Origin of the sequence: Pseudoalteromonas sp. CNC9-20 (assembly GCF_022347875.1) — a bacterium.
GTDB classification, from domain to species: domain Bacteria; phylum Pseudomonadota; class Gammaproteobacteria; order Enterobacterales; family Alteromonadaceae; genus Pseudoalteromonas; species Pseudoalteromonas ruthenica.
In genome coordinates this window covers 758,815-779,121 of sequence record NZ_JAKRFS010000002.1, presented here as the reverse complement: position 1 = coordinate 779,121, position 20,307 = coordinate 758,815, and the positions used below count along the sequence as shown (strand labels likewise).

Here is a 20,307-nt window from a genome sequence, read left to right as displayed (position 1 = left end):
GCTGGGCAAACAGGGCGATGAATAATATTAATACCATCACGATAGTGGGCGGAGGTACGGCCGGGTGGATGTGCGCCGCCTATCTGAGTAAGCACCACCGAGATAAAACGGTGCGGGTGATAGAGTCTGCACACATTGGTCGTATTGGTGTTGGCGAGGGGTCCACGCCACACCTGCAACAGTTTATGGCCGACTTAGGGGTAACAGAAAGCAGTTGGATGCGTGCCTGCGACGCCACCTATAAGGCAGGGATCCGCTTTAGTCACTGGAATGGCGATGACAGTGAGTATTTTCACCCTTTCTTTAGTGAGTTAGATGAAAAAACGGCGGAGGTGTTTTTTGTCAACGCCAATGCCAGGCGTCGCGGTGCTGCTGTGCCCGCCCATCCGGATGGGTACTTTTTAGCGGCGCAGTTGGCGGCGCAAAATCGTGCTCCCAAAGCGCTCAGTGCATTAGCGCGGCCGCTGCACTATGGCTATCATTTTGATGCGCAAAAGCTGGCAGATTGGCTGCGCGCCTATGCCTGCGCTCGTGGCGTTGAGCACATCAGCGGAACAGTCTCGCAAGTACAAGGTCGCCAGCGTATCGAGCATGTCACCTTAGCGGATGGGCGCACGCTGCAGGGAGACTTTTTCATTGATGCCAGTGGTTTTCAATCACTGCTGGTGGAAAAGGCGCTGCAAGAGCCCTTTATTCGCTTTAACGATGAGTTACTCAATGACCGCGCCGTGGCTTTCGCCACTGAGGCGCTGCCTAACCCACCGGTGTACACCCATGCTCAAGCGATGCCGAGTGGTTGGCGCTGGCACATTCCACTGCAAAGCCGCTGTGGCAATGGCTATGTCTACAGCAGCCAATATCTAAATGCGGAGCAGGCTGAACAGCAGTTGCGCCAAGCCTTGGGTGAGTATCATAGCAGCGCTAAACATCTGCACATGCGAGTGGGCATGATGCGCCGCGCACTGGTCAGTAATGTCATGGCCATTGGCCTAGCGCAGAGTTTTATCGAGCCTTTGGAGGCCACCGCGCTGATGATCACTGGCCACAGCATCGCACTACTGAGCCAATTTATTGAAGGCCAGGTCAGTGCGCAGCATCTTAATGATGAATTACACACCCTCGTGTTGGGCGTGAAAGATTATATTCTCGGCCATTACGCCACTAGCCGTCGTGTCGATACACCCTATTGGTTAGCCAGTGCGGAAATAGCCGCACAAAGCCCGCGAATTGCGCCGCTGTTACAGCGTTGGCGCAGCGGTGGAGATATCGACCAGTGGTTGCATCAGCATCGTCATCAGCAGGCTTATAACCGAGCCAGCTGGTATTGCCTATTAGCGGGCATGGATTATCGCGACACGCACCTCACCCAGCCTTTTGAGTGCGCCCCGGCGCATATCGACAGCGCCGCCAAGGCCTATGTAAAAACACTATGCGAGACTCATTTTGGCGTCCATGAGCAGGTTTTAAGGCTGTGAGAATAGTATCGGTAAGGCACTGAATTGTGCCGCCAGTGGTGGCAAAAGGCTGCGATACTGGCAGCGCATACAAAGAGCATTAATAACCCATTTGGGGTGATGGTCGTGGTTCCCCTTGAGCATTGTGTTTGTTTGCCCACAAGCCGGCTCGTATAAACCATCACCCCTTTTATTTTAAGGCACAGAGGGAAAAACAATGAAAACTAATATCCCTGTGGTCGTATTAGTACTCGCGACCTTTTTTATGATTTCGTTCATTACCAATATCCTCGGACCGATATTTCCGGCGCTTATTGATAGCTTTGATATTGGCTTAACGCTAGCGGGGTTTTTCCCGTTCGCATTTTTTATCGCCTACGGAGTCATGTCCATTCCGGCGGGGTTGCTAGTGCAATCTTGGGGCGAGAAACACGTGATGTTTTTGGCGTTTTTACTCGCTGCATTAGGCGCTGTGGCGTTTGTGCTTATGCCGGTATTTGCGGTTGCAATGACAGCGCTGTTCTTGCTCGGCTCAGCTATGGCACTACTGCAAGTAGCGGTTAACCCATTATTGCGCGAAAGCGGCGGTAGCCAGCATTTTGCGCTGTTGTCAGTGTTGGCGCAGTTGATGTTTGGTGGCGCTGCAACGTTATCCCCTTTGGTGTATTCACAATTACTTGAGCAAACGCAAACTGGGCAAGGTGTTGGAGCCATGATAGCGCCGAGTATTCCCGCGAATATGGGGTGGTTGAGTATGTATTGGCTGTTTGCGGCATTAAGTGTGGCCATGCTGGTCTGGATAGCGCTGACACCCATTAAAAGAGCCCAGCGCAACGCCGGTGAGCGGCTCAGCGCCAAGCAAAGCCTGCAATACTTTAAAAACCCCACGGCCATTAAGTTCTTCTTTGCAATCGCCGCTTATGTTGCCCTGGAGCAAGGCATCGCCAATTCCATGTCGGTGTTTTTACAGCAGCAACATGGCTTAGAGCCCAACACTGAGGGCGCAGCGGTGGTGAGTCATTTTTGGTTGAGTTTAACCCTGGGTTGTTTACTCGGATTAGCGCTACTTAAGTGTGTGGATGCGCAAAAGTTATTGATGTTCTTTAGCGTGGCTGCCGCGCTCTGCTTAATTGTAGCGCTGTTTGGCAGTCAATCGCTGTCGGTGCTGGCGTTTCCTGCTTGTGGGTTTTTCTTGTCCATTATGTGGTCGGTGATTTTCTCTTTGGCGCTCAACTCTTTTAAAGCCGGGCATGGCGCTGTGGCCGGGATCCTCTGCACTGGCATTATTGGCGGCGCCGTGGCCTCGCCAATCATTGGCGCAATCAGCCAAGGTATAGGGAGCTTACAAATCGCCATTCTAGTGCTGTTTGTACCGCTGATTTATATCTTTAGCGTGGGTATTTGGGCGCGTCCACTGGTGCGCAATCACACCCTTAATCTGTTTAAAAAATCCGTTTCCAACGAAGAGTTAAAGAGTCCTTCATGAAAAATGTTGTATGCATCGACTTGGGAGGCACCAAAGCACTGGCAGCGCGTGTTGATGGCGTGAATCTCAGCGCCCCGATTCGTCGCGCGGTGCCCTACCAAGGAGAGAAAGAACAAATCAATGCATTTGTCTTAGAGTTAGTGCGCAGTGCCATTGATGAGCACAGCCAAGGCATTGCCATTGGCGTTCCGAGCATGGTGGAAATGCAATCAGGTCGGGTGCTGGAAACCGTGAATATTCCCAGTTGGCACAACGTTGCTTTGCAGCAATTGTTACAGACCCACTTTGAGTTACCAGTGGTGGTGCACAATGATGCCAACTGTTTTGCCATGGGCGAGTATTGTTATGGCGGCCATCAAGTGCAAAACCTCGTGGGCGTGAGCTTAGGCACCGGCCTTGGCGCGGGCATTGTCATCGATGGCACCTTGTATAGTGGCAAACATGCGGCGGCCGGCGAGTTTGGGAGCTTTCCCTATCAGGATGGTATCATTGAGCACTATACCAGCGGGCAATTCTTTAAGCGCCAAGGTTTAGAAGGGGGCGAGCAGGCACTGTTAGCGCAACAAGGCGATGCCCATGCAAAGGCGTTATTTGCTGAGTTAGGTACACACATAGGTTATGCCTTGGCGCAGGTGATGCTGGCTTTTGACCCAGACAAAGTCGTGCTTGGCGGCTCCGTGGCACGCTCTTACTCACTGTTTGCTGAAACCATGCGGCACGCGCTCAGTAACCAGGCTCACCCCATTTTAGTTAAAGCGTTGCAAATAAGCCCCGGGCAGTTGGAATATGCGCCGCTGTTGGGGGCATATGCGTTATTCGAACGTCACACCCATTTGCCACACAAGGAGGTCTATTGTGCGTAACCTAATTTTATTGTTGCTTATTTTCGCAGCCAACGCGCAAGCGATCACGGCGTTGCAGCTTGAGCGCTTGGCGCAGCAACTACAAGTGCATTACACCTTGATTGATGCCAACCCTGATAGTTGTCCTGAGCAAAAAGAGTCGTGTTACCTCAGTGAACTGACACTGTCGTTAGCCAACACCGAGGATTTAGAGCCACTAAGCGATTGGGCCATCTATTTTAGCCAACTGATGCCTATCTACGCGGTGCAGGGGGAGCAGCTCGCTATTGAGCATGTTAATGGTGATCTACACCGCATCCGTGCCACTTCGCAGTTTACCGGCTTTGGTGAGGCGGGCGTAAGCGTGCGTTTTTACACTGAACAATCGCAAATCACCCGCTCGGAATTTATGCCCAACTACCTGATAAGCGATGTTGAGCATCGCCTTGAGCCACAGGTGATCGCCAGCACGCAAAACGCTGTTGATGACACTACAGGCTTAGAGCAGCAACCCTATTTACAGGCTTTCACCGGCATCAAGCAATTACGAGTGAGTGATGATGATAAAACACCTTGGATGGGGGCTGAGTATTTATATCAGCATCAAGTACGCCCGAAGCCCCGTGATACCGTATTGGGTTTGGTGCCACAGCCACAGCACATTGCGCGCACGGCGCCGGGGCGGCTGTCGCTCAGCCAAGGTTTTACACTGCAATTAAAGGGGATAGAGCGAGGCGCTATCGAGGCGGCGTTAAAACGATTAGCAGCCCTCGGCGTTCATGAGCGCCAAGCTGCGGTGAGCATTGAAATTCATGTCAGCGAGCAAGCAGGCGCGCCGCCAGAGTCTTATAAACTCAATGTGCGTGGTGAGGGCATTGTTATTCAAGCGCCCAGTGCCACCGGAGCTTTTTACGGGCTGCAAAGTGTGGCGGGGCTATTGAATAGTGACGATTTAAGCCTAGAGCGGGTCGCTATAGAAGATGCGCCGCATTATGGCTTTCGTGGTTTACACATTGATGTAGCGCGTAATTTCCGAACTAAGGCGTTTATTCTTAATACCATAGAGCAAATGGCGGCGTATAAGCTTAACAAGCTGCATTTGCACTTGGCAGATGATGAAGGCTGGCGTCTTGCCATTGATGGTTTACCGGAGCTGACCGAGGTGGCGGCAACACGTTGTTTAGATTTAGCAGAGCAGCGCTGCTTGTTGCCCCAGTTGGGCGCCGGCCACCTTAGTGACAGTGGAGTGAATGGTTTTTATAGCGCGCAAGATTATGTTGATATTTTGCGTTATGCCCAAGCCCATCATATTGAAGTGGTGCCTTCGCTGGATATGCCCGGGCACTCGCGTGCCGCTATTAAAGCGATGGAGGCTCGCTATCAGCGCTTGCTGGCGCAAGGCGACAAACAGCGCGCCAGTCAGTACCGTTTAGTGGAACCACAAGACGGTACGCAATACCGCTCTATTCAGCATTATAACGACAACACCTTAAATATTTGTTTGCCGTCAACCTATCGTTTTATTGATAAGGTACTGCTGGAAGTACAGCGTTTGCACCAGCGTGCGGGAGTGGCGTTGCACACTTATCATATTGGTGCCGATGAAACGGCCGGAGCCTGGCTGGCGTCACCGGCATGCCAACAGCTCAAAGAGAAGGTCGCGGACTTTAGCTCATTCAATGGTTATTTTATTGAAAAGATTAGCCAATCTTTGGCTAATAAAGGCATTAAAGTAGGTGGTTGGAGTGATGGCATGGGCGATGTGCGCTTAGCAAATATGCCAGCTCACGTGCAAAGTAACGCCTGGGCGACTTTGAGTGACAATGGCCATGAGGTTGCTCATCAGCATGCCAATCAAGGATGGGATGTGGTGATCTCCAGCCCAGATGTCACCTATTTTGACTTTCCATATCAATCACACCCACAAGAGCGCGGTAATCACTGGGCCAGTCGGGCTGTTGATACGCGCAAGGTGTTTGAGTTTATGCCTGATAATCTGCCCGCACATGCAGAAATATGGCGCAGTGTTAAAAATCAACCGTATCGCGCCGATGACAGTGACTCGTCATTACAACCTGGTGTGCAGTTTGCCGGTGTGCAAGGACATCTTTGGTCGGAGATGCTGCGCACAGACCGCCAAGCCGAGTACATGTTGTATCCGCGCTTATTGGCGTTAGCAGAGCGTGCTTGGCACAAACCGCAGTGGGCATTGCCTTATGTGGCCGGTCGCAGTTACAGTGCCGACACCGAGTTTTTCGATGCGCAACGCCAACAGCAACGAGAGCAGGACTGGCAGCGTTTTGCTTATTTAGTTGGCGAACGGGAAATAGCTAAATTAGAAAAGTACGGGCGTTTTTATCGCATTCCCACAGTGGCGGCAAGCACCACTAAACAAGGCCATATCGATGCCTTTACTTTACTTCCCGGGTTTGCCATTGAAGTACAAACGGCGGATGGCCAGTGGCAACCGTTTAAGAGCAATAAGCACTATGGCCCGGTGCGGGCGATACGGGCACGATCGCCGCTAACCCAGCGCCGAGGCAGGGCGTTGAGTTTGCAGTAAACCAAGATTTCACACTAGTAAGGCAAGAGCAGGGCGGTGATCACCGCCTTTTTGCTTTCGCTACTTAAACTAGTTGATTTAAATACGGGAATAAGTATTAATAAGGCTAATTATATTTAAGGATGAAAATAATGGTTCGCTTGCTCTTTACCTTCGCTTTACTGTTACTTACCACTTCTAGCCTTGCGCAAAGTAATCTATTCGTCGACAAATACAAAGGCGGCCGCACCAAGGCCGATGCCCATTACAGCTATATGCCTGTATTAGTGCTAGGCAAAGATGATCAACGTATAGAGTTAGCGGGGGAGTATCGCGCTTACATGCAGGAGATTGAGCCTAGCGCTAAGCTCGGCTTTTCACACCTACTTGCTGATGTTAAAGCCAAGCTGGAGGCCAAGGGTTTTAGCATACAGGTTTATTGCGTTCAGGAGTGTGATAAACGCATTTACGCTCGGCTAATTGATGATACCTTTCGCGATACAGTGTTGTATCGCTTAGGTTATTACAATGTTCAGGAAAACCGATTTGGCTATCTGTCAGCGATGAAAACAGTGAATGAGCAGCCACGTGCAGTTATGCTGTTTGCTAAACAAGAGCGCAGCGGAGGGCTTTCCTTAGGCTATGAGCAAATTGCATCGTTGCCTATGCCTGATGCGGGTCTTAGCGTACAGCAAGACTTTGAGATTGATGCGTTGGATTTTAGTCAGCTAAAAGCCAAGGAAAAAGATGCAAAAGGCAGTGCTGATCACCCATTAATCGAGCGCTTCCCTGGCAGTTATATCAAAAGCAGCGGCGTGAGTGATTATGAACCCTATCCGTTAATTGTAGGTCAGTATAAAAAGTCAATTCCGGTGCGCACCGTCGGCGGTAAAGTGACCACGCTAAATTACCGTATTGATAAAACGGTTGGACCTTATGCAGTTCATAAAAACTACATGAATGCACTGACCCAAGCTGGGTTCACTATTATTTATGAGTGCCAAGCACGTAGTTGTGGCAACTATATCTTGCGCGATAATTACCGCGATACCATTTTTGCTAAGCGTCATGATTCTGATATCTATAACATGACTGAAAAAAGCAACTTTTACTTGTTCACAGCTGAGAAAGACACACCTCATGGCAAGCTATACACATCGATGTACAGCCTACAACGTAGGGCCAAGGAAAGTGTAGAGTTGGTGGTTGATATTATTGAAGAAAAAGAGGTTAGCCACGTAGCTTTAAATATCGACAGTGACAATCTTTTAAAAGAAATACAAAATACAGGCAGTGTTTCTTTGTATGGTATTGAGTTTGACTTTAATAAACACACCATTAAACCTAGCTCAAAAGCGCAATTGGATGAAATTGCAAAGTTCTTAACGCAAAGGGCTGATGTCTCTTTGTATGTGGTTGGTCACACCGATAACAAAGGTGCATTTGACTACAACCAAGACTTAGCGAGTCGACGCGCTCAAGAAGTGGTGAACACCCTGGTTCGTGATTACCAAATAACCCAACAGCGATTGCAAGCGGTGGGTGTCGGGCCAGTCGCTCCGTTGGCTGCAAACGATAATGACGATAATATGCAGCGTAACCGTCGCGTTGAGTTGGTACTTAAAGCACCCATGTTCCTATAACCAAGCAGTTAAGCCCTATCCAGGTTGCAGGGCGCTATGGTTGAATATAAGTTGTTCTGTAGCCTTGTTTTACAAAAGCACTGGTCAGTTATACAAAAGGTGCTGGGCCAGAACCAAAGACTCAATAATATTGGCAGAGCGTAAATTAATCGAAATGAGGGCGCAGCTGTTCACGCATTTCCATCATATTGCCAGGGTGGATTTCCCAGCGGTTTTTATCTTCGAACTCAAAATCGATTTTAAAGCGCTCTGTTTCACCATCCATTTGAAAAAGCAGTTTTATAAAACGCCAGTCGCATTGCTCGTAAACTTCTTCACGGAATTCGAGTAAGGTATCCTCGAGCAACAGCAAGTCGTCTTCAATCCTGGCTGTAGCGAGCTCTACTTTATCGTTATCGTATAGGAAACCAGAGTTAGCGATGTGTCCTTCGTTAAATTCAAAAACAAACGAAAACGCTGTCCATGGGTTTTGCTGTACTTTCTTGCAGCGTAGAAATAGATCTGCAATGTATTGGAGACGTTCCATTGGTATATTCATACGGTGTCCTCTTGTAGGCGTTTGATGCATAAAATCGACAACCAACGCCAAAATAGCGATTAATCGAAATGAGGGCGCAACTGCTCACGCATTTCCATCATATTGCCAGGGTGAATTTCCCAGCGGCTTTTATCTTCAAACTCAAAGTCGATTTTAAAGCGCCCGGTTTCGCTTTCCATTTGGAACAATAACTTTATAAAACGCCAGTCGCATTGCTCATAAACTTCCTCACGGAATTCGAGCAGAGTGTCGTCTAACAACAAAGGATCGTCTTCTATTTCGGCAGAGGCAGGGCGTACTGCTTCTGCGTTATATATGAAACCAGAGTTGGCCATATGACCTTCATTAAACTCGAAAACAAAGGCTAATTCTGTCCAAGGGTTTTGTTCTACTCTTTCACAGCGTAAGAATAGGTCTGCAATGTACTGTAGTCTTTCTGCTGGTATAATCATAAACCCTCTTATGAGCGCTTCAGTCGCTTTTGGCTATTTCTATCTATATTAGAGCGTTCAAGCGTTTTTATAGTTTTGGGCTATACGCTTGAGTTCAGCAAGAATACCCTGCGCTAGTAGAGACACGTAAGGCAGTTGTAGCTCTGTATAGCTTGATACATCATCAGGTATTGAGAGATTTATTAACGTAATTCCCTTTTCACCTTCTGCTAGGCAATTCGGTGAGAAGCGTACTTTTAATTCTTGCCTATCAAAACTATTCTTAACATGACGTGTGTCAGCAGATAATCCACCCTCGCTCGGTAGTTTCATAAAGCCATTTTCTATGACGTCTACCACCCAATCGAGTGAACTTAATGGGAGGCTAAAGGTGCTTTGAATAACACTTTTTTTCAAAAAAGCTTGCTGTGCCTCGTTCAACTTACTCTCATTAAAAAAAATAAGAGAATCTTTCCCTTCAATTATATGCATTAATTTTTGAGGGCCAAAATAATTAGGAAAGGTTTTAATTAAACGATATTCAGAAGGAAGGTTATTAATATCCAGCATATATTTATTACCCTTTTATCGGCTTCGCAGGAACGCGAATAATAGCACCTAAGCTAGGGTCTTCTAGTTCGGCGATTGTTTTAGGGGAGCGTTCTAGTGTAATGCTCTCTAGCGTACCATGTTGATTTGCTGGAACATATCCAGAGTTGCCATTAGTCTTTGTTAGACCATCGCCGGAGAACCACTTGTTTGTGCCAATTTCACAGGTGTACTCGTGGCGGCAAAGGAATTTCTCTTTTTCATTTTTATCTTTAAAGTAGTTATTTGAAAAAGCTTTAACGTGCTCTTTATCGTATTGGTTGAGCTTTGCCTTTTCAAAGTCGTCCATAATTTTGCTGTACTCTTTAGAGTACTCTGGAGTCATTACCTCTTTTAACTTCTCTGGGGAGTGTTCATTTTTTTCCGATAAGTTTTTATTGCTAAACTCCTTAACACCCACGTCCTTCATCCGATCATAGGTTGGTACAAAGGTATAGGAGTCTTCGTTTTCCAAATACTTTTCTTGGTCTACGATAATAACTTCCCACTCGGCGTCCTCTTTCCAATTCATACCATTTAAATCGTTCAGCAGTTTAGGGTCTGTGTCAGCATTTTCCATTTGGTCAAAGGTAGTGGTCCAAGTGGTTGTCCGCCCCGACTCACGTTCAAAACCAAGCTTATCGTTAGGTCCTTTCTTTTCTTGTAAGGTGACAATAAAGCGCTCTTTTACAACGCCCTTTGCGGCTAAGGCTTCTAATTCACTCTGTGAATATTTAGGTTGATATTCGCCGGTCTCTTCTAGACGTTTACGCGCATCAGCCAGGCGCTGCACACACTCTTCCATGCTTTGCGGTGGGGCCTTTTTCGGTGCTGGCGCTTTTTTAGTGCTTGCTTCACTTGCTTGCGGTTCGCTTGCTTTGCTGGTATCCGCTTTTTTGCCTGCGCCGGTGACCACTGGCGCTGAGCTTGTGGAACTGGGTGCGGGTGTCTTTTTCTCTGGGCTTGCCAAATCGGCGCCGCTGCTGCGCTTCGGTGCGCTAGAGCCAGCGGCATCGCTACTGCGTGTTTTATCTGATTTTTGCAGCTGTTGTTTAACCACGTTGGGGTGCTCGGCAATATCCCACAGTTCGAACATCACTAAGCGTTCATCCACCAAAGCTTCGGCCACCTCGTTAAGCTGTGAAGTGACTGGCTTATAGCCTGAGCCGAAGCTGGTGATATGTAAATAGTCGAACAAGGTGCTAATAATAAACTGACTATTGCGCCATGGGTCGAGATCATGCAAAAACTGCTCGGCGAATACACGCCCGGACCGAAATGCATAGATGGGATGGGGAAGCATAGGATCATCGGGGATATGTTCAGGGCGACACACCAAATGAGGATGACCAAAACTGCAATACACAATGTAACCGCGAGCGAATGCCGCAGGCGTTACTGGGTTGTAATCCTTGACGAGACTAGAGCTTTCCATAGCACACATAAATTGTTTTTAACTGGCGACAATATTACCCGATGTGATGCCTAAAAAAAAGCACAATAAAAAGAAAGCGCCCAGTCAGGGCGCTTATTCTACGCTATGGTGAAGGGGGGCCAATTCCTATGCACACCCCCTGTTTGAATCCAATTAGAGAGGAACAAAAGGTGGTTGCAATTGCAAACCCTTCGCACGCTTTTACGGAACTTTATAAATAGAGCGATCACTTTTATTTTAAAAAAATAACAATCGCGTCTATCTCGTGGCTAGAGAACTAGCGCCTTACTTTAATGCGCGGGCTTAGGTGATTTGTTAGTTGCAACCTAGCATGCCTTTGTTATACTCGGCGCGAACTTTCAGTAAGTAGTGAAAGTTCCTAACCAATATTTCGCAATTAAACCCGAAGTGGATGTACACAGTGCTTTCAGCTAACACGAACAATTCAACCTTGCTAACGCAACCGCTGGTGTTGGGCGCGTGCTTTGGTCGTGGTGTTGTGCTTGCTTGTGTACTCTTTGCGCTTAATACGGCGTTGTTGCTCAGCGGCTCCCTTGGAGATGCCATTGAGCTTGAAGCGCTAATGGGCGAAGGTTTAAGCCAAGAGCCTTGGTTGGTGGCGGCGATGCAGTTTTTTGCCCAGCCGGTGCTTAGCGCCCAGTTGTTAATTGGTTTATGTTGGTTATTGTTTTACTTTTTTGCGCCTAAGCGCGCAGCCATTTCGCTGCGTAAAGCGGCGTTTGCCTTTGTCGCCCCCACCCGTTGCCAGAATCCTCAAGGCGCGCATGGGTGCCGCGCTCCTCCATCAGTTGCCGGTTGATTGTTTTTAGTTGCTACCACTCAGGAAATGCGTGTCCTTGGTAGCGACCTCAGTGCGTCTGCTTAATTTTTGTCACTGACCACAGTCAACCCACCGCAGTGTTATTCGCGGTGCCTCGGGCAGCAATGCTAATTTATCTCTGCACACTCTATCTCAGTGAAGGTCAAGCTTTGCGCTGACTTAGTCGCCCATGCTGCGGCTGCAGAGAACCTTTGGCAAAGCAGCATTTTTGCATCTTAAAAATGCTCCCTTAACCGCGAATTTCGCTCTTTAAGCGCTGTATTTATGCGCTTGAAGTAGCTCAGGCCACTTTGTGGCGAGGTTTAACCTTTAGGTTGTAGGGTAGTGTTTTGTTAACTCGAAAACTCTTTTCATTCGCTTTCGCTCTTATGGTGTTGGCGCTCAGTGGCTGTAGTGGCGGAGTGCTGGACCCCAAGGGGCAAATTGGCATTGATGAGAAAAATCTCATTATTATTGCCACCGTTCTGATGTTGGTTGTGGTGATCCCGGTGATCATCATGACTTTGTATTTTGCCTGGAAATATCGCGATGGTCGCGACCATGAGATCTATGCCCCGAAATGGGCGCACTCGAGCAAAATAGAAGCGGCGGTGTGGACCATTCCCATCGTTATCATCATTGTGCTTGGGGTGATCACTTGGCGCTCCACACAAGCACTTGACCCATACAAGCCGCTGGCCGGTAAAGGGGAGCACTTAACCGTGCAGGTGGTGTCGCTAAATTGGAAGTGGCTATTTATCTACCCTGAGCAGGGTATTGCCACGGTCAATGAGCTGGTGTTTCCAGCCAATGTGCCGGTGGAATATAGAATCACCTCGCAAAGTACCATGAACTCCTTTTTTATTCCCCAGCTGGGAAGCCAAATTTACTCCATGGCGGGCATGGAAACCCAGCTACACCTGATTGCCAACGAGCCTGGCACATTCAAAGGCTTTTCAGCCAACTACAGTGGCGCCGGGTTTAGTGGCATGAAGTTTAATGCCATTGCCACCCCCACACAGGCCGACTTTGATACCTGGGTTGCCAATGTCAAAGCCAAAGGGACTAAGTTAGACCAACACAGCTACGAGACGTTAACCCAACCCAGTGAATACCATCCGGTGAGCTATTACAGCGAGGTGGAACAGGGGCTGTTTCACAGCATTGTGATGAAGTACATGCAAGGTCACGGTGAAATGAATTACTACGCCAAGCCCGAGCATGCGGCGCATAACCAACATCGCGTCGAGGAGTGAAAATGAATCTATTTGGAAAACTATCAATTGAGGCCATTCCATACCACGAGCCCATTATTATGGTGACTTTGGCGGTTGTGGCTGTACTGGGTCTGCTGCTTGCAGCAGCGATGACAAAATATCAAAAATGGGGCGTGCTATGGCGAGATTGGATCACCTCCATTGACCATAAACGATTGGGCATGATGTACATAACCCTTGCCCTGATCATGTTATTCCGTGGTTTTGCTGACGCTATAATGATGCGTACTCAGCTGGCCATGGCTACCGGCGGGGCAGCCGGGTACTTGCCCCCTGAGCACTACGACCAAATCTTTACTGCACACGGCGTGATCATGATTATCTTTATGGCGATGCCGTTTATGATTGGGTTGATGAACATTGTGGTGCCACTGCAAATCGGTGCCCGCGATGTGGCCTTCCCATTTTTAAACAACCTGAGCTTTTGGCTTACGGCGGGCGGCGCAATACTGATTAATTTATCTCTAGGGCTTGGCGAATTTGCGAAGACTGGGTGGGTCGCCTATCCGCCGCTATCAGAGTTATCCTTTAGCCCCGGTGTGGGAGTCGATTATTATATTTGGGCGTTGCAGATATCAGGCTTGGGTACTTTGCTGACGGCGGTAAACTTCCTGGTGACGGTATTTAAAATGCGCGCGCCGGGCATGAGCTTGATGAAAATGCCTATTTTTACTTGGGCATGTACCTGGGCGAATATTCTTATCGCCGCATCGTTCCCCATTTTAACAGCGGTGCTGGCCATGCTTACTCTAGATAGATACATGGATTTCCACTTCTTCACCAATGAAGCAGGTGGTAATGCCATGATGTATATCAACTTATTTTGGGCATGGGGCCACCCAGAGGTTTATATTCTGATTTTGCCAGCGTTTGGCATTTTTTCTGAAGTGATCTCGACTTTCACTGGCAAGCGTTTGTTCGGCTACAAGTCCATGGTTTATGCCAGTGGTGCAATTTCCATTTTGGGCTTTATCGTCTGGCTGCATCACTTTTTCACTATGGGCTCCAGTGCCAATGTAAACGCCTTCTTCGGGGTGATGACCATGGTCATTGCGGTGCCCACAGGGGTGAAGCTGTTTAACTGGCTATTTACCATGTACCGAGGGCGTCTGCGCATCACCGTGCCGGTGCTGTGGACCATTGGCTTTATGATCACCTTTACCGTGGGCGGTATGACCGGCGTGTTGCTCGCCATTCCCGGCGCAGACTACGTGCTTCATAACAGCTTGTTTCTGATTGCGCACTTTCACAACACCATTATTGGTGGCGCAGTGTTTGGCTACCTTGCCGGCTTTGCTTATTGGTTCCCCAAAGCCATGGGCTATAAATTGGATGAGCGTTGGGGTAAGGCGTCATTCTGGTGTTGGCTGGTGGGCTTCTTTGTTGCCTTTATGCCGCTGTATGTACTGGGCTTTTTAGGTATGACGCGACGCCTAAACCACACCAACAACCCAGATTGGAACATCTGGCTGTACATTGCCTTTGTCGGTGCTGTGATCATTATGTTTGGCATCGTATTTCAGGTGATCCAACTGGTGGTGAGTTATAAAAACCGTGCGCAATTGCAAGATACCACCGGCGATCCTTGGAATGGCCATACCTTAGAGTGGTCTACGGCATCACCGCCCCAGTACTACAACTTCGCAAACACCCCGGTGGTACGTGATATTGACGCTTGGACCGACACCAAAGAGCAGGGGCAGGCTTATCAGCAAGGGCAACACTATGCGCCCATCCACATGCCGAAAAACACCTCAGCTGGCGTGCTTATGAGCGCCGCGCTTACGGCATTTTGCTTCGCCATGATTTGGCATATTTGGTGGCTTGCCATTGCCGGCCTTGGCGCCGCTATAACCGTGTTTATTAAGCGTTGTTACAGCAATGACGTTGATTACTATGTGCCGGTGGCTGAAATTGAAGCCATCGAGTCAGCCCATATCCATCATGCAACTGCGGAGGGTCGCTCATGAGTGCCACTACATCAACCGCTATTCACACCTTAGGTGAGGCGCATCACCCCGATTGTGCGCACCACGATACATCAAGCAATACCGTGTTTGGTTTTTGGTTATACCTGATGACCGATTGCCTGTTATTCGCGTCATTTTTTGCCACCTACGCGGTGCTGTACATGAACACCGCCGGCGGGGTTTCCGGCAAAGATATCTTTGAGCTTGACTTTGTTGCCCTAGAAACGACGGCCTTGTTGCTCAGCAGTATTACCTTTGGTTTTGCCATGATAACCGCTAAGGCGCAAAAACAGGCGGCTACATTGAGCTGGTTGGCGGTTACTTTTGCCCTAGGGGCAGTGTTCATCGCTATGGAAGTGTATGAGTTTCATCACTTAATTGCCGCTGGCAATGGCCCACAACAAAGTGCGTTTTTAACCTCGTTTTTCTCTTTGGTGGGGCTGCATGGCCTGCATGTGAGTGCGGGGTTGATTTGGATGAGCGTGATGATGATTGAGGTGCTGCGCCGGGGGCTTAAGGGGCAAACGGTAACGCGCTTAAGCTGTTTAAGCTTATTTTGGCACTTTTTGGATATTGTCTGGATTTGTGTATTTACCGTGGTGTATCTAATGGGGGTGATGTCATGAGTCACAGTGAAACTCACGCGATGGATAAGCTCGAGGCAGTCGCAGAGCAAGGCCTAGTTAACCACGCTAAGGATTATGTCATTGGTTTTGTGCTCTCGGTAGTGCTCACCGGCGCACCGTTTTGGGCGGTGAGCAGTGGAGCGTTGTCGACAACCAGTACTTTGGCCACTGTGGTGGTGGCAGCCATAGTGCAAATTTGCGTGCATTTAAAATACTTTTTGCACCTTAACTTTGTTAGTGAAGAAGGCAAAGCGAATAGTATCTCCTTTATTTTTAGTGCCCTTATCATCGTTATGGTGGTTGGCTTATCGGTGTGGATCATTTATGAGTCCAACGCCATGATGATGTACTAACGTCGAGGTCGTGCTTATGTTTCGTCGTTATTTTTCGGTGACTAAACCGGGGATCATCATCGGCAATCTTATCTCTGTGGCGGGGGGCTTCTTGCTGGCCGCACGCGGCGAGATAGACTGGCCACTTATGCTGGCTACGCTCATGGGGCTCTCGTTGGTGGTGGCCTCGGGGTGCGTTGTAAACAATGTTATTGACCGTGACATTGATGCCAAAATGGCGCGCACCCAAGGCCGCGTCACCGTCACCGGCGAAATATCGGCGTCGGCGGCACTGCTCCACGCCCTGGTATTGGCGGTATGTGGTTTTGGCGCATTAATCTACTACACCAATACCTTGGCGGTGGGCTTTGCTGCCTTTGGCTACATCATCTACGTGGGCGTATACAGCTTGTATATGAAACGTCACTCCGTGTACGGCACCCTGGTTGGCAGCCTCTCTGGGGCGGTGCCTCCGGTGGTGGGGTATGGCGCCGTCACCGGCCAATTTGATGCAGGGGCAGTCATTTTGCTGCTGATGTTTTGCCTATGGCAGATGCCGCATTCCTATGCCATTGCGATTTTCCGTTATCAGGATTACCGCGACGCCAATATTCCGGTGCTCCCGGTGGCAAAGGGCTTAGCCCGGGCGCAGCGGCATATTGTTTTCTACATTGCTTTGTATGCCTTGGTGGTCATGCTATTGCCGCTCGGTGGCTACACCGGGCTCGCCTTTATGGCGGTGGCATGCACGACCAGTTTTTGGTGGTTGCTGATGGCCTTGCGTGGCTATCGCCGCGATATTGATATGCATGGCTGGGCACGCCAAGTGTTTGCCTTTTCCATTGTTAATATCACCGTGTTGAGCATCACCATGGCTGTGGACTATCACGCTGCCAATCCACAGTTGCTGGTGCTTAATTAGCACCTTTTAGCAGCATTTTCCCAAAGTTAACCAAAGGCCCGTAAGGGCCTTTTTTCTTATAGTTGTGCAGCCTGCTCAACCACAATGGCATGGCGTGCCGCCAGGCGTTCATGGTCTTTATCGTAGCCGCCACCAATCACCGTAGCCACCGGGGTATTATGCTGTGCACAGCGCTTGAGTACCAAGCGATCACGTTGTGCGATCCCCTGCCAGCTGACATCCAGCTTACCTAGGCCGTCTTGCTGCCAGATATCAACGCCCGCGTCATACAACACTAAGTCGGGGTTCAGGCTGTCGAGCAAGTGCACTAGGGTGTCATCGACCACGCCGAGGTATTCGTCATCGCTTATGTGATTGGCAAGGCCGATGTCTAAATCACTGGCAGATTTACGAAATGGAAAGTTCTTTTCACAGTGAATGGAGCAGGTAAAAGCATAGGGTTGATGTTGCAGCAGCGCCGCTGTGCCATCGCCTTGGTGTACATCAAGATCAAAAACCAACACATTGGTGACCTCACCACTATTAATCAGCGTTTGCGCCGTGAACGCTAAATCATTAACCATGCAATAGCCAGAGCCAAAGTCATAATGAGCATGGTGAGTGCCTCCTGCCAAATGGCAAGCCACCCCATGAGCAAGGGCAAGGCGGGCTGTTTTCAGCGTCCCCAAAGGCGCGGTGAAGGTACGCGCCATTAAGTTGTGTGACCAGGGCAGGCCAATACGGCGCATCGCTTTGGCATCTAAGCGGTTATGCCATAGGTCATGCACATAGTTATCGCAGTGAATTAAGCTGAGATCATCCGGGGTTCCGAGCGGCGGTTGCTCAAGGTTATCACCGACCAAGCCTAGGCCTTTTACATGATGGTACAGGCGCGCAAACTTGCTCATCACAAAGCGATGATTGGGGTCAAAGCTAAACGAGTAATTGGGGTGATAAACCAAAGGTAAATGCGGATTCAAGGCCATACAGCAAACAGACTTAGCGATAACGAGAAGTTAAGCGTAACGAAAGAACCTAGAGTTTGTCTAATTTCCTTGAAAAGGAACTATCATTGTGGTGATAATGTTATGTTGTATCATAACTTTTATAGTAAATCATGAATCTTTCACTTTCTCTTATCTCCTTAGCGTTAGCCAGCAGCCACAATGTAAATAGTGCCATTGAGCACATCGAAGTCAGCGGGCAGCATCAACTTCCTTCTGCAAGCAGCGAATTGATTGGCGCAAATATTGAACTCAATGGTGCCCAATTAAACGAGTTAAAAGCGCCTACGCTGGGCGACACCCTTGATACGTTGCCAGGTGTGAGCGCAAGCCACTTTGGCCCCTCTGCTAGTCGTCCACAACTCAGGGGATTCGGCGCTCAACGTGTGGTCTTAGCGACCAATGCGATGGCTGTGCGTGATATGTCTTCTATCAGCGCGGATCAACTCGTGCCGATTGAGCCTTTCTTTGCCGACAATATCCGTGTGATTAAAGGCGCCACTGCGGTGATCCCTTTTGGCGGTGAGGCGATGGCAGGCGTTGTCGACGTTGATGATAGCCGTATTCCCAAACAATTAAGCGCTTGGCAAGCGCAAGAAAAAGTCGAATTGCAAAGTGGCTACAATAGTGCCAGCTCATTGCTAGCGCAAACTCAAGGGCAGCAACAAGGATTCGCCTTTAATGCCAATATCCTTGTGCGTCAACGAGGTGATTACAAAGTGCCAGACAGCGCCAAGGCACCGGTGTGTGCAAGCTGGTCAGAGTTAGTGACCGATGTGCGCCTAGCCGGCCGCTGTCAGGTTAAATTAGCGTCGCCGCAGTGGCAGTTTAATGGTGAAAAATGGGTTGATATTACCCCCGTTGATGAGCAGATAATTAGTCACTATGGCCTCAATGACCAAGGGAAAGTTAGCAACTCTAGTAGCTATCAAACCTCTGGCTCAATTGGCGGAAGCCAGCTATTTTCAGAGCATCAAGAGCTCGGGTTTGCATACAGCTTTGGTAAAGCTAACCGAGGGATCCCTGGGTTTATGCATCTAGGGTCCGCAACGGCCCCAAAAGTAGGTCAAGCAGCGGATATTCGCATTTACTCTTCTTTTCATCGTATTGATGGCCGCTACAGTCAACACTTCAATACCCAAAGCTACCTAGACTACCTTGAAATTAATGGCTTTTATTCTCAACAAAGAGATGACGAGACGTTAGCTGGCACCTCCGTTAACCTGTTCGAAGTAGATGCTTTGCAACTCAATCCACGAATTGGCTTTACATGGCACGACCAAGCACCGGCCTCGATAGGGTTACAGATAGAGCGCAGTGAACACCGAGGCGAGGGGAGCGATAACTACTTGCCTGAGATCGAGGGCAAACGAGAGGCGCTGTATTTACTTCAAAACCTGCACTTGCAAGCATTGCAACTTCAGTTTGGCGCAAGGTATGACCATATTCAATATAAGCCGAATCTTGAAGGGAGTTATGTGCCCGGGCGTGGCCAAGGAGCAAACGTGCAGGAACGTGAGTTTCACTTGCAAAACTACAGTGTAAGCATGAATTATCATCCCGTGCCTATGTGGTCCCTACATGCTAGCTACACTGATGCGCAGCGTGCACCTGCAATTAATGAGCTCTACGCAAGTAACCCCCATTTGGCTTTATTAATAGAAGAGCAAGGCAATACGCATTTAAATGTCGAACAAAACCGAGCGTTAGAATGGGGGACGCGCGTTACTTTGGGTGACCTACAATTGGCCGCGACATGGTTTGATAATGAATACACCGACTTCACTTATCTAGGAAATACTGGCGTAAACAGAGGGGGTGTGTATGTTCAAGAGTGGCGTCAGGCTGATACCGATAATCAAGGCTATGAAATTACTTTAGATTATTCATATACCTTTACAGACTGGGGCGTAATAACGCTATCTGCTTTCACAGATAGTGTAAAAAATACGCCTCGCTATCAGTTTGATGGCAGCTACGATCCTTTTGAACTAGATAACTTCCTAAATCCAGATAAAGCACAAGAAGCTGAATATTGGCGGCGCACTATGGAAGGAGACAGCATACCTAAAACTCCAGCGAATAGAACGGGCCTAAAGCTAGGTTGGCAGTATGATGGCTTGCGATTTACTGTAAATTACACACATCATGACAAACAACAAAATGTCGGTAAGCATGAAAGGCCTTCATCAAGCTATGCCTTGTTAGGCTTTGATGCCAGTGTTGCGCAGCCTTGGTTAGGAGATAGCGGGGAATTATTTGTCAATATCGATAACATCACTGATGAAGATGCCCGTGCGCACCAAAGTTACTTACGCTTTATTGCTCCATTGCCAGGTCGCAGCATAGCCCTTGGGTTGCGAGCGCGCTTCTAACTCATCGTCGGGGGGCGTTTAAGCCCCTCGTACATACAGTCAA

17 protein-coding genes are annotated in these 20,307 nt (G+C 48.8%); 12 read left to right on the top strand and 5 right to left on the bottom strand.

Annotated features, from left to right (window positions below; genetic code table 11):
* Window positions 1-17: 17 nt before the first annotated feature.
* From MHM89_RS07040 to MHM89_RS07020, 5 genes are all read left to right on the top strand, one after another.
* Window positions 18-1,475: a tryptophan halogenase family protein gene (locus MHM89_RS07040; RefSeq protein WP_239408473.1), complete on the top strand. Its 1,458-nt coding sequence runs from the start codon at window positions 18-20 to the stop codon at window positions 1,473-1,475.
* Window positions 1,476-1,671: 196 nt separating this feature from the next.
* Window positions 1,672-2,940, top strand: a complete 1,269-nt coding sequence (locus MHM89_RS07035) for an MFS transporter (RefSeq protein WP_239408472.1) — start codon at window positions 1,672-1,674, stop codon at window positions 2,938-2,940.
* Window positions 2,937-3,803: an ROK family protein gene (locus MHM89_RS07030; RefSeq protein ID WP_239408471.1), complete on the top strand. Its 867-nt coding sequence runs from the start codon at window positions 2,937-2,939 to the stop codon at window positions 3,801-3,803. Before MHM89_RS07035 ends, MHM89_RS07030 begins: the two co-directional genes overlap by 4 nt.
* Window positions 3,796-6,345, top strand: a complete 2,550-nt coding sequence (locus tag MHM89_RS07025) for a family 20 glycosylhydrolase (RefSeq protein ID WP_239408470.1) — start codon at window positions 3,796-3,798, stop codon at window positions 6,343-6,345. Before MHM89_RS07030 ends, MHM89_RS07025 begins: the two co-directional genes overlap by 8 nt.
* A gap of 131 nt (window positions 6,346-6,476) precedes the next feature.
* Window positions 6,477-7,967, top strand: coding sequence for an OmpA family protein (locus MHM89_RS07020; protein WP_239408469.1), 1,491 nt, complete (start codon window positions 6,477-6,479; stop codon window positions 7,965-7,967).
* Between the two features lie 145 nt (window positions 7,968-8,112).
* On the opposite strand, the gene MHM89_RS07015 is transcribed toward MHM89_RS07020, so the two are convergent.
* From MHM89_RS07015 to MHM89_RS07000, 4 genes are read right to left on the bottom strand one after another with little or no spacing between them, the layout of a single operon-like run.
* Window positions 8,113-8,505 (bottom strand): hypothetical protein, encoded by a 393-nt coding sequence (locus tag MHM89_RS07015; RefSeq protein ID WP_239408468.1) that lies wholly within the window; start codon window positions 8,503-8,505, stop codon window positions 8,113-8,115.
* A 59-nt stretch (window positions 8,506-8,564) separates the two neighbouring features.
* The gene (locus MHM89_RS07010; RefSeq protein ID WP_151173895.1) at window positions 8,565-8,957 is read right to left on the bottom strand and encodes a hypothetical protein; all 393 of its coding nucleotides are present in this window, start codon (window positions 8,955-8,957) and stop codon (window positions 8,565-8,567) included.
* 57 nt (window positions 8,958-9,014) lie between these two features.
* On the bottom strand, window positions 9,015-9,506 hold the full coding sequence (locus tag MHM89_RS07005; protein WP_239408467.1) for a hypothetical protein: 492 nt from the start codon (window positions 9,504-9,506) through the stop codon (window positions 9,015-9,017).
* A gap of 7 nt (window positions 9,507-9,513) precedes the next feature.
* Window positions 9,514-10,959 carry a hypothetical protein gene (locus tag MHM89_RS07000; RefSeq protein ID WP_239408466.1) on the bottom strand — a complete coding sequence of 482 codons (1,446 nt, stop codon included), beginning with the start codon at window positions 10,957-10,959 and terminating at the stop codon, window positions 9,514-9,516.
* A 421-nt stretch (window positions 10,960-11,380) separates the two neighbouring features.
* Between MHM89_RS07000 and MHM89_RS06995 the strand changes: the two genes are divergently transcribed.
* The 6 genes from MHM89_RS06995 (at window position 11,381) to cyoE (ending at window position 16,906) form a co-directional block, all read left to right on the top strand.
* Window positions 11,381-11,779: a hypothetical protein gene (locus MHM89_RS06995; RefSeq protein ID WP_138542797.1), complete on the top strand. Its 399-nt coding sequence runs from the start codon at window positions 11,381-11,383 to the stop codon at window positions 11,777-11,779.
* 389 nt (window positions 11,780-12,168) lie between these two features.
* Entirely contained in the window at window positions 12,169-13,035 is an 867-nt protein-coding gene (gene cyoA / locus MHM89_RS06990) for a ubiquinol oxidase subunit II (RefSeq protein WP_082079354.1), read from the top strand.
* 2 nt (window positions 13,036-13,037) lie between these two features.
* Window positions 13,038-15,026 (top strand): cytochrome o ubiquinol oxidase subunit I, encoded by a 1,989-nt coding sequence (cyoB, locus tag MHM89_RS06985; RefSeq protein WP_045980165.1) that lies wholly within the window; start codon window positions 13,038-13,040, stop codon window positions 15,024-15,026.
* Window positions 15,023-15,652 carry a cytochrome o ubiquinol oxidase subunit III gene (cyoC, locus tag MHM89_RS06980; RefSeq protein WP_239408465.1) on the top strand — a complete coding sequence of 210 codons (630 nt, stop codon included), beginning with the start codon at window positions 15,023-15,025 and terminating at the stop codon, window positions 15,650-15,652. The genes cyoB and cyoC overlap by 4 nt, the downstream gene beginning before the upstream one ends.
* The gene (gene cyoD, locus MHM89_RS06975; RefSeq protein ID WP_239408464.1) at window positions 15,649-16,005 is read left to right on the top strand and encodes a cytochrome o ubiquinol oxidase subunit IV; all 357 of its coding nucleotides are present in this window, start codon (window positions 15,649-15,651) and stop codon (window positions 16,003-16,005) included. Before cyoC ends, cyoD begins: the two co-directional genes overlap by 4 nt.
* A 16-nt stretch (window positions 16,006-16,021) precedes the next feature.
* Window positions 16,022-16,906 carry a heme o synthase gene (gene cyoE, locus MHM89_RS06970; protein ID WP_239408463.1) on the top strand — a complete coding sequence of 295 codons (885 nt, stop codon included), beginning with the start codon at window positions 16,022-16,024 and terminating at the stop codon, window positions 16,904-16,906.
* Window positions 16,907-16,962: 56 nt separating this feature from the next.
* On the opposite strand, the gene MHM89_RS06965 is transcribed toward cyoE, so the two are convergent.
* Entirely contained in the window at window positions 16,963-17,871 is a 909-nt protein-coding gene (locus tag MHM89_RS06965) for a histone deacetylase (protein WP_239408462.1), read from the bottom strand.
* Window positions 17,872-18,002: 131 nt separating this feature from the next.
* Here MHM89_RS06965 and MHM89_RS06960 point away from each other — a divergent pair, with 131 nt between their 5' ends.
* Entirely contained in the window at window positions 18,003-20,264 is a 2,262-nt protein-coding gene (locus MHM89_RS06960; RefSeq protein WP_239408461.1) for a TonB-dependent receptor, read from the top strand.
* The last annotated feature ends 43 nt before the right edge of the window (window positions 20,265-20,307 follow it).

Coding starts and splice junctions, on each gene's coding strand:
- MHM89_RS07040 (WP_239408473.1), top strand. CDS start 18: ATGAATAATATTAATACCATCACGATAGTGGGCGGAGGTACGGCCGGG.
- MHM89_RS07035 (WP_239408472.1), top strand. CDS start 1,672: ATGAAAACTAATATCCCTGTGGTCGTATTAGTACTCGCGACCTTTTTT.
- MHM89_RS07030 (WP_239408471.1), top strand. CDS start 2,937: ATGAAAAATGTTGTATGCATCGACTTGGGAGGCACCAAAGCACTGGCA.
- MHM89_RS07020 (WP_239408469.1), top strand. CDS start 6,477: ATGGTTCGCTTGCTCTTTACCTTCGCTTTACTGTTACTTACCACTTCT.
- MHM89_RS07015 (WP_239408468.1), bottom strand. CDS start 8,505: ATGAATATACCAATGGAACGTCTCCAATACATTGCAGATCTATTTCTA.
- MHM89_RS07010 (WP_151173895.1), bottom strand. CDS start 8,957: ATGATTATACCAGCAGAAAGACTACAGTACATTGCAGACCTATTCTTA.
- MHM89_RS07005 (WP_239408467.1), bottom strand. CDS start 9,506: ATGCTGGATATTAATAACCTTCCTTCTGAATATCGTTTAATTAAAACC.
- MHM89_RS07000 (WP_239408466.1), bottom strand. CDS start 10,959: ATGGAAAGCTCTAGTCTCGTCAAGGATTACAACCCAGTAACGCCTGCG.
- cyoA (WP_082079354.1), top strand. CDS start 12,169: ATGGTGTTGGCGCTCAGTGGCTGTAGTGGCGGAGTGCTGGACCCCAAG.
- cyoB (WP_045980165.1), top strand. CDS start 13,038: ATGAATCTATTTGGAAAACTATCAATTGAGGCCATTCCATACCACGAG.
- cyoC (WP_239408465.1), top strand. CDS start 15,023: ATGAGTGCCACTACATCAACCGCTATTCACACCTTAGGTGAGGCGCAT.
- cyoD (WP_239408464.1), top strand. CDS start 15,649: ATGAGTCACAGTGAAACTCACGCGATGGATAAGCTCGAGGCAGTCGCA.
- cyoE (WP_239408463.1), top strand. CDS start 16,022: ATGTTTCGTCGTTATTTTTCGGTGACTAAACCGGGGATCATCATCGGC.
- MHM89_RS06965 (WP_239408462.1), bottom strand. CDS start 17,871: ATGGCCTTGAATCCGCATTTACCTTTGGTTTATCACCCCAATTACTCG.
- MHM89_RS06960 (WP_239408461.1), top strand. CDS start 18,003: ATGAATCTTTCACTTTCTCTTATCTCCTTAGCGTTAGCCAGCAGCCAC.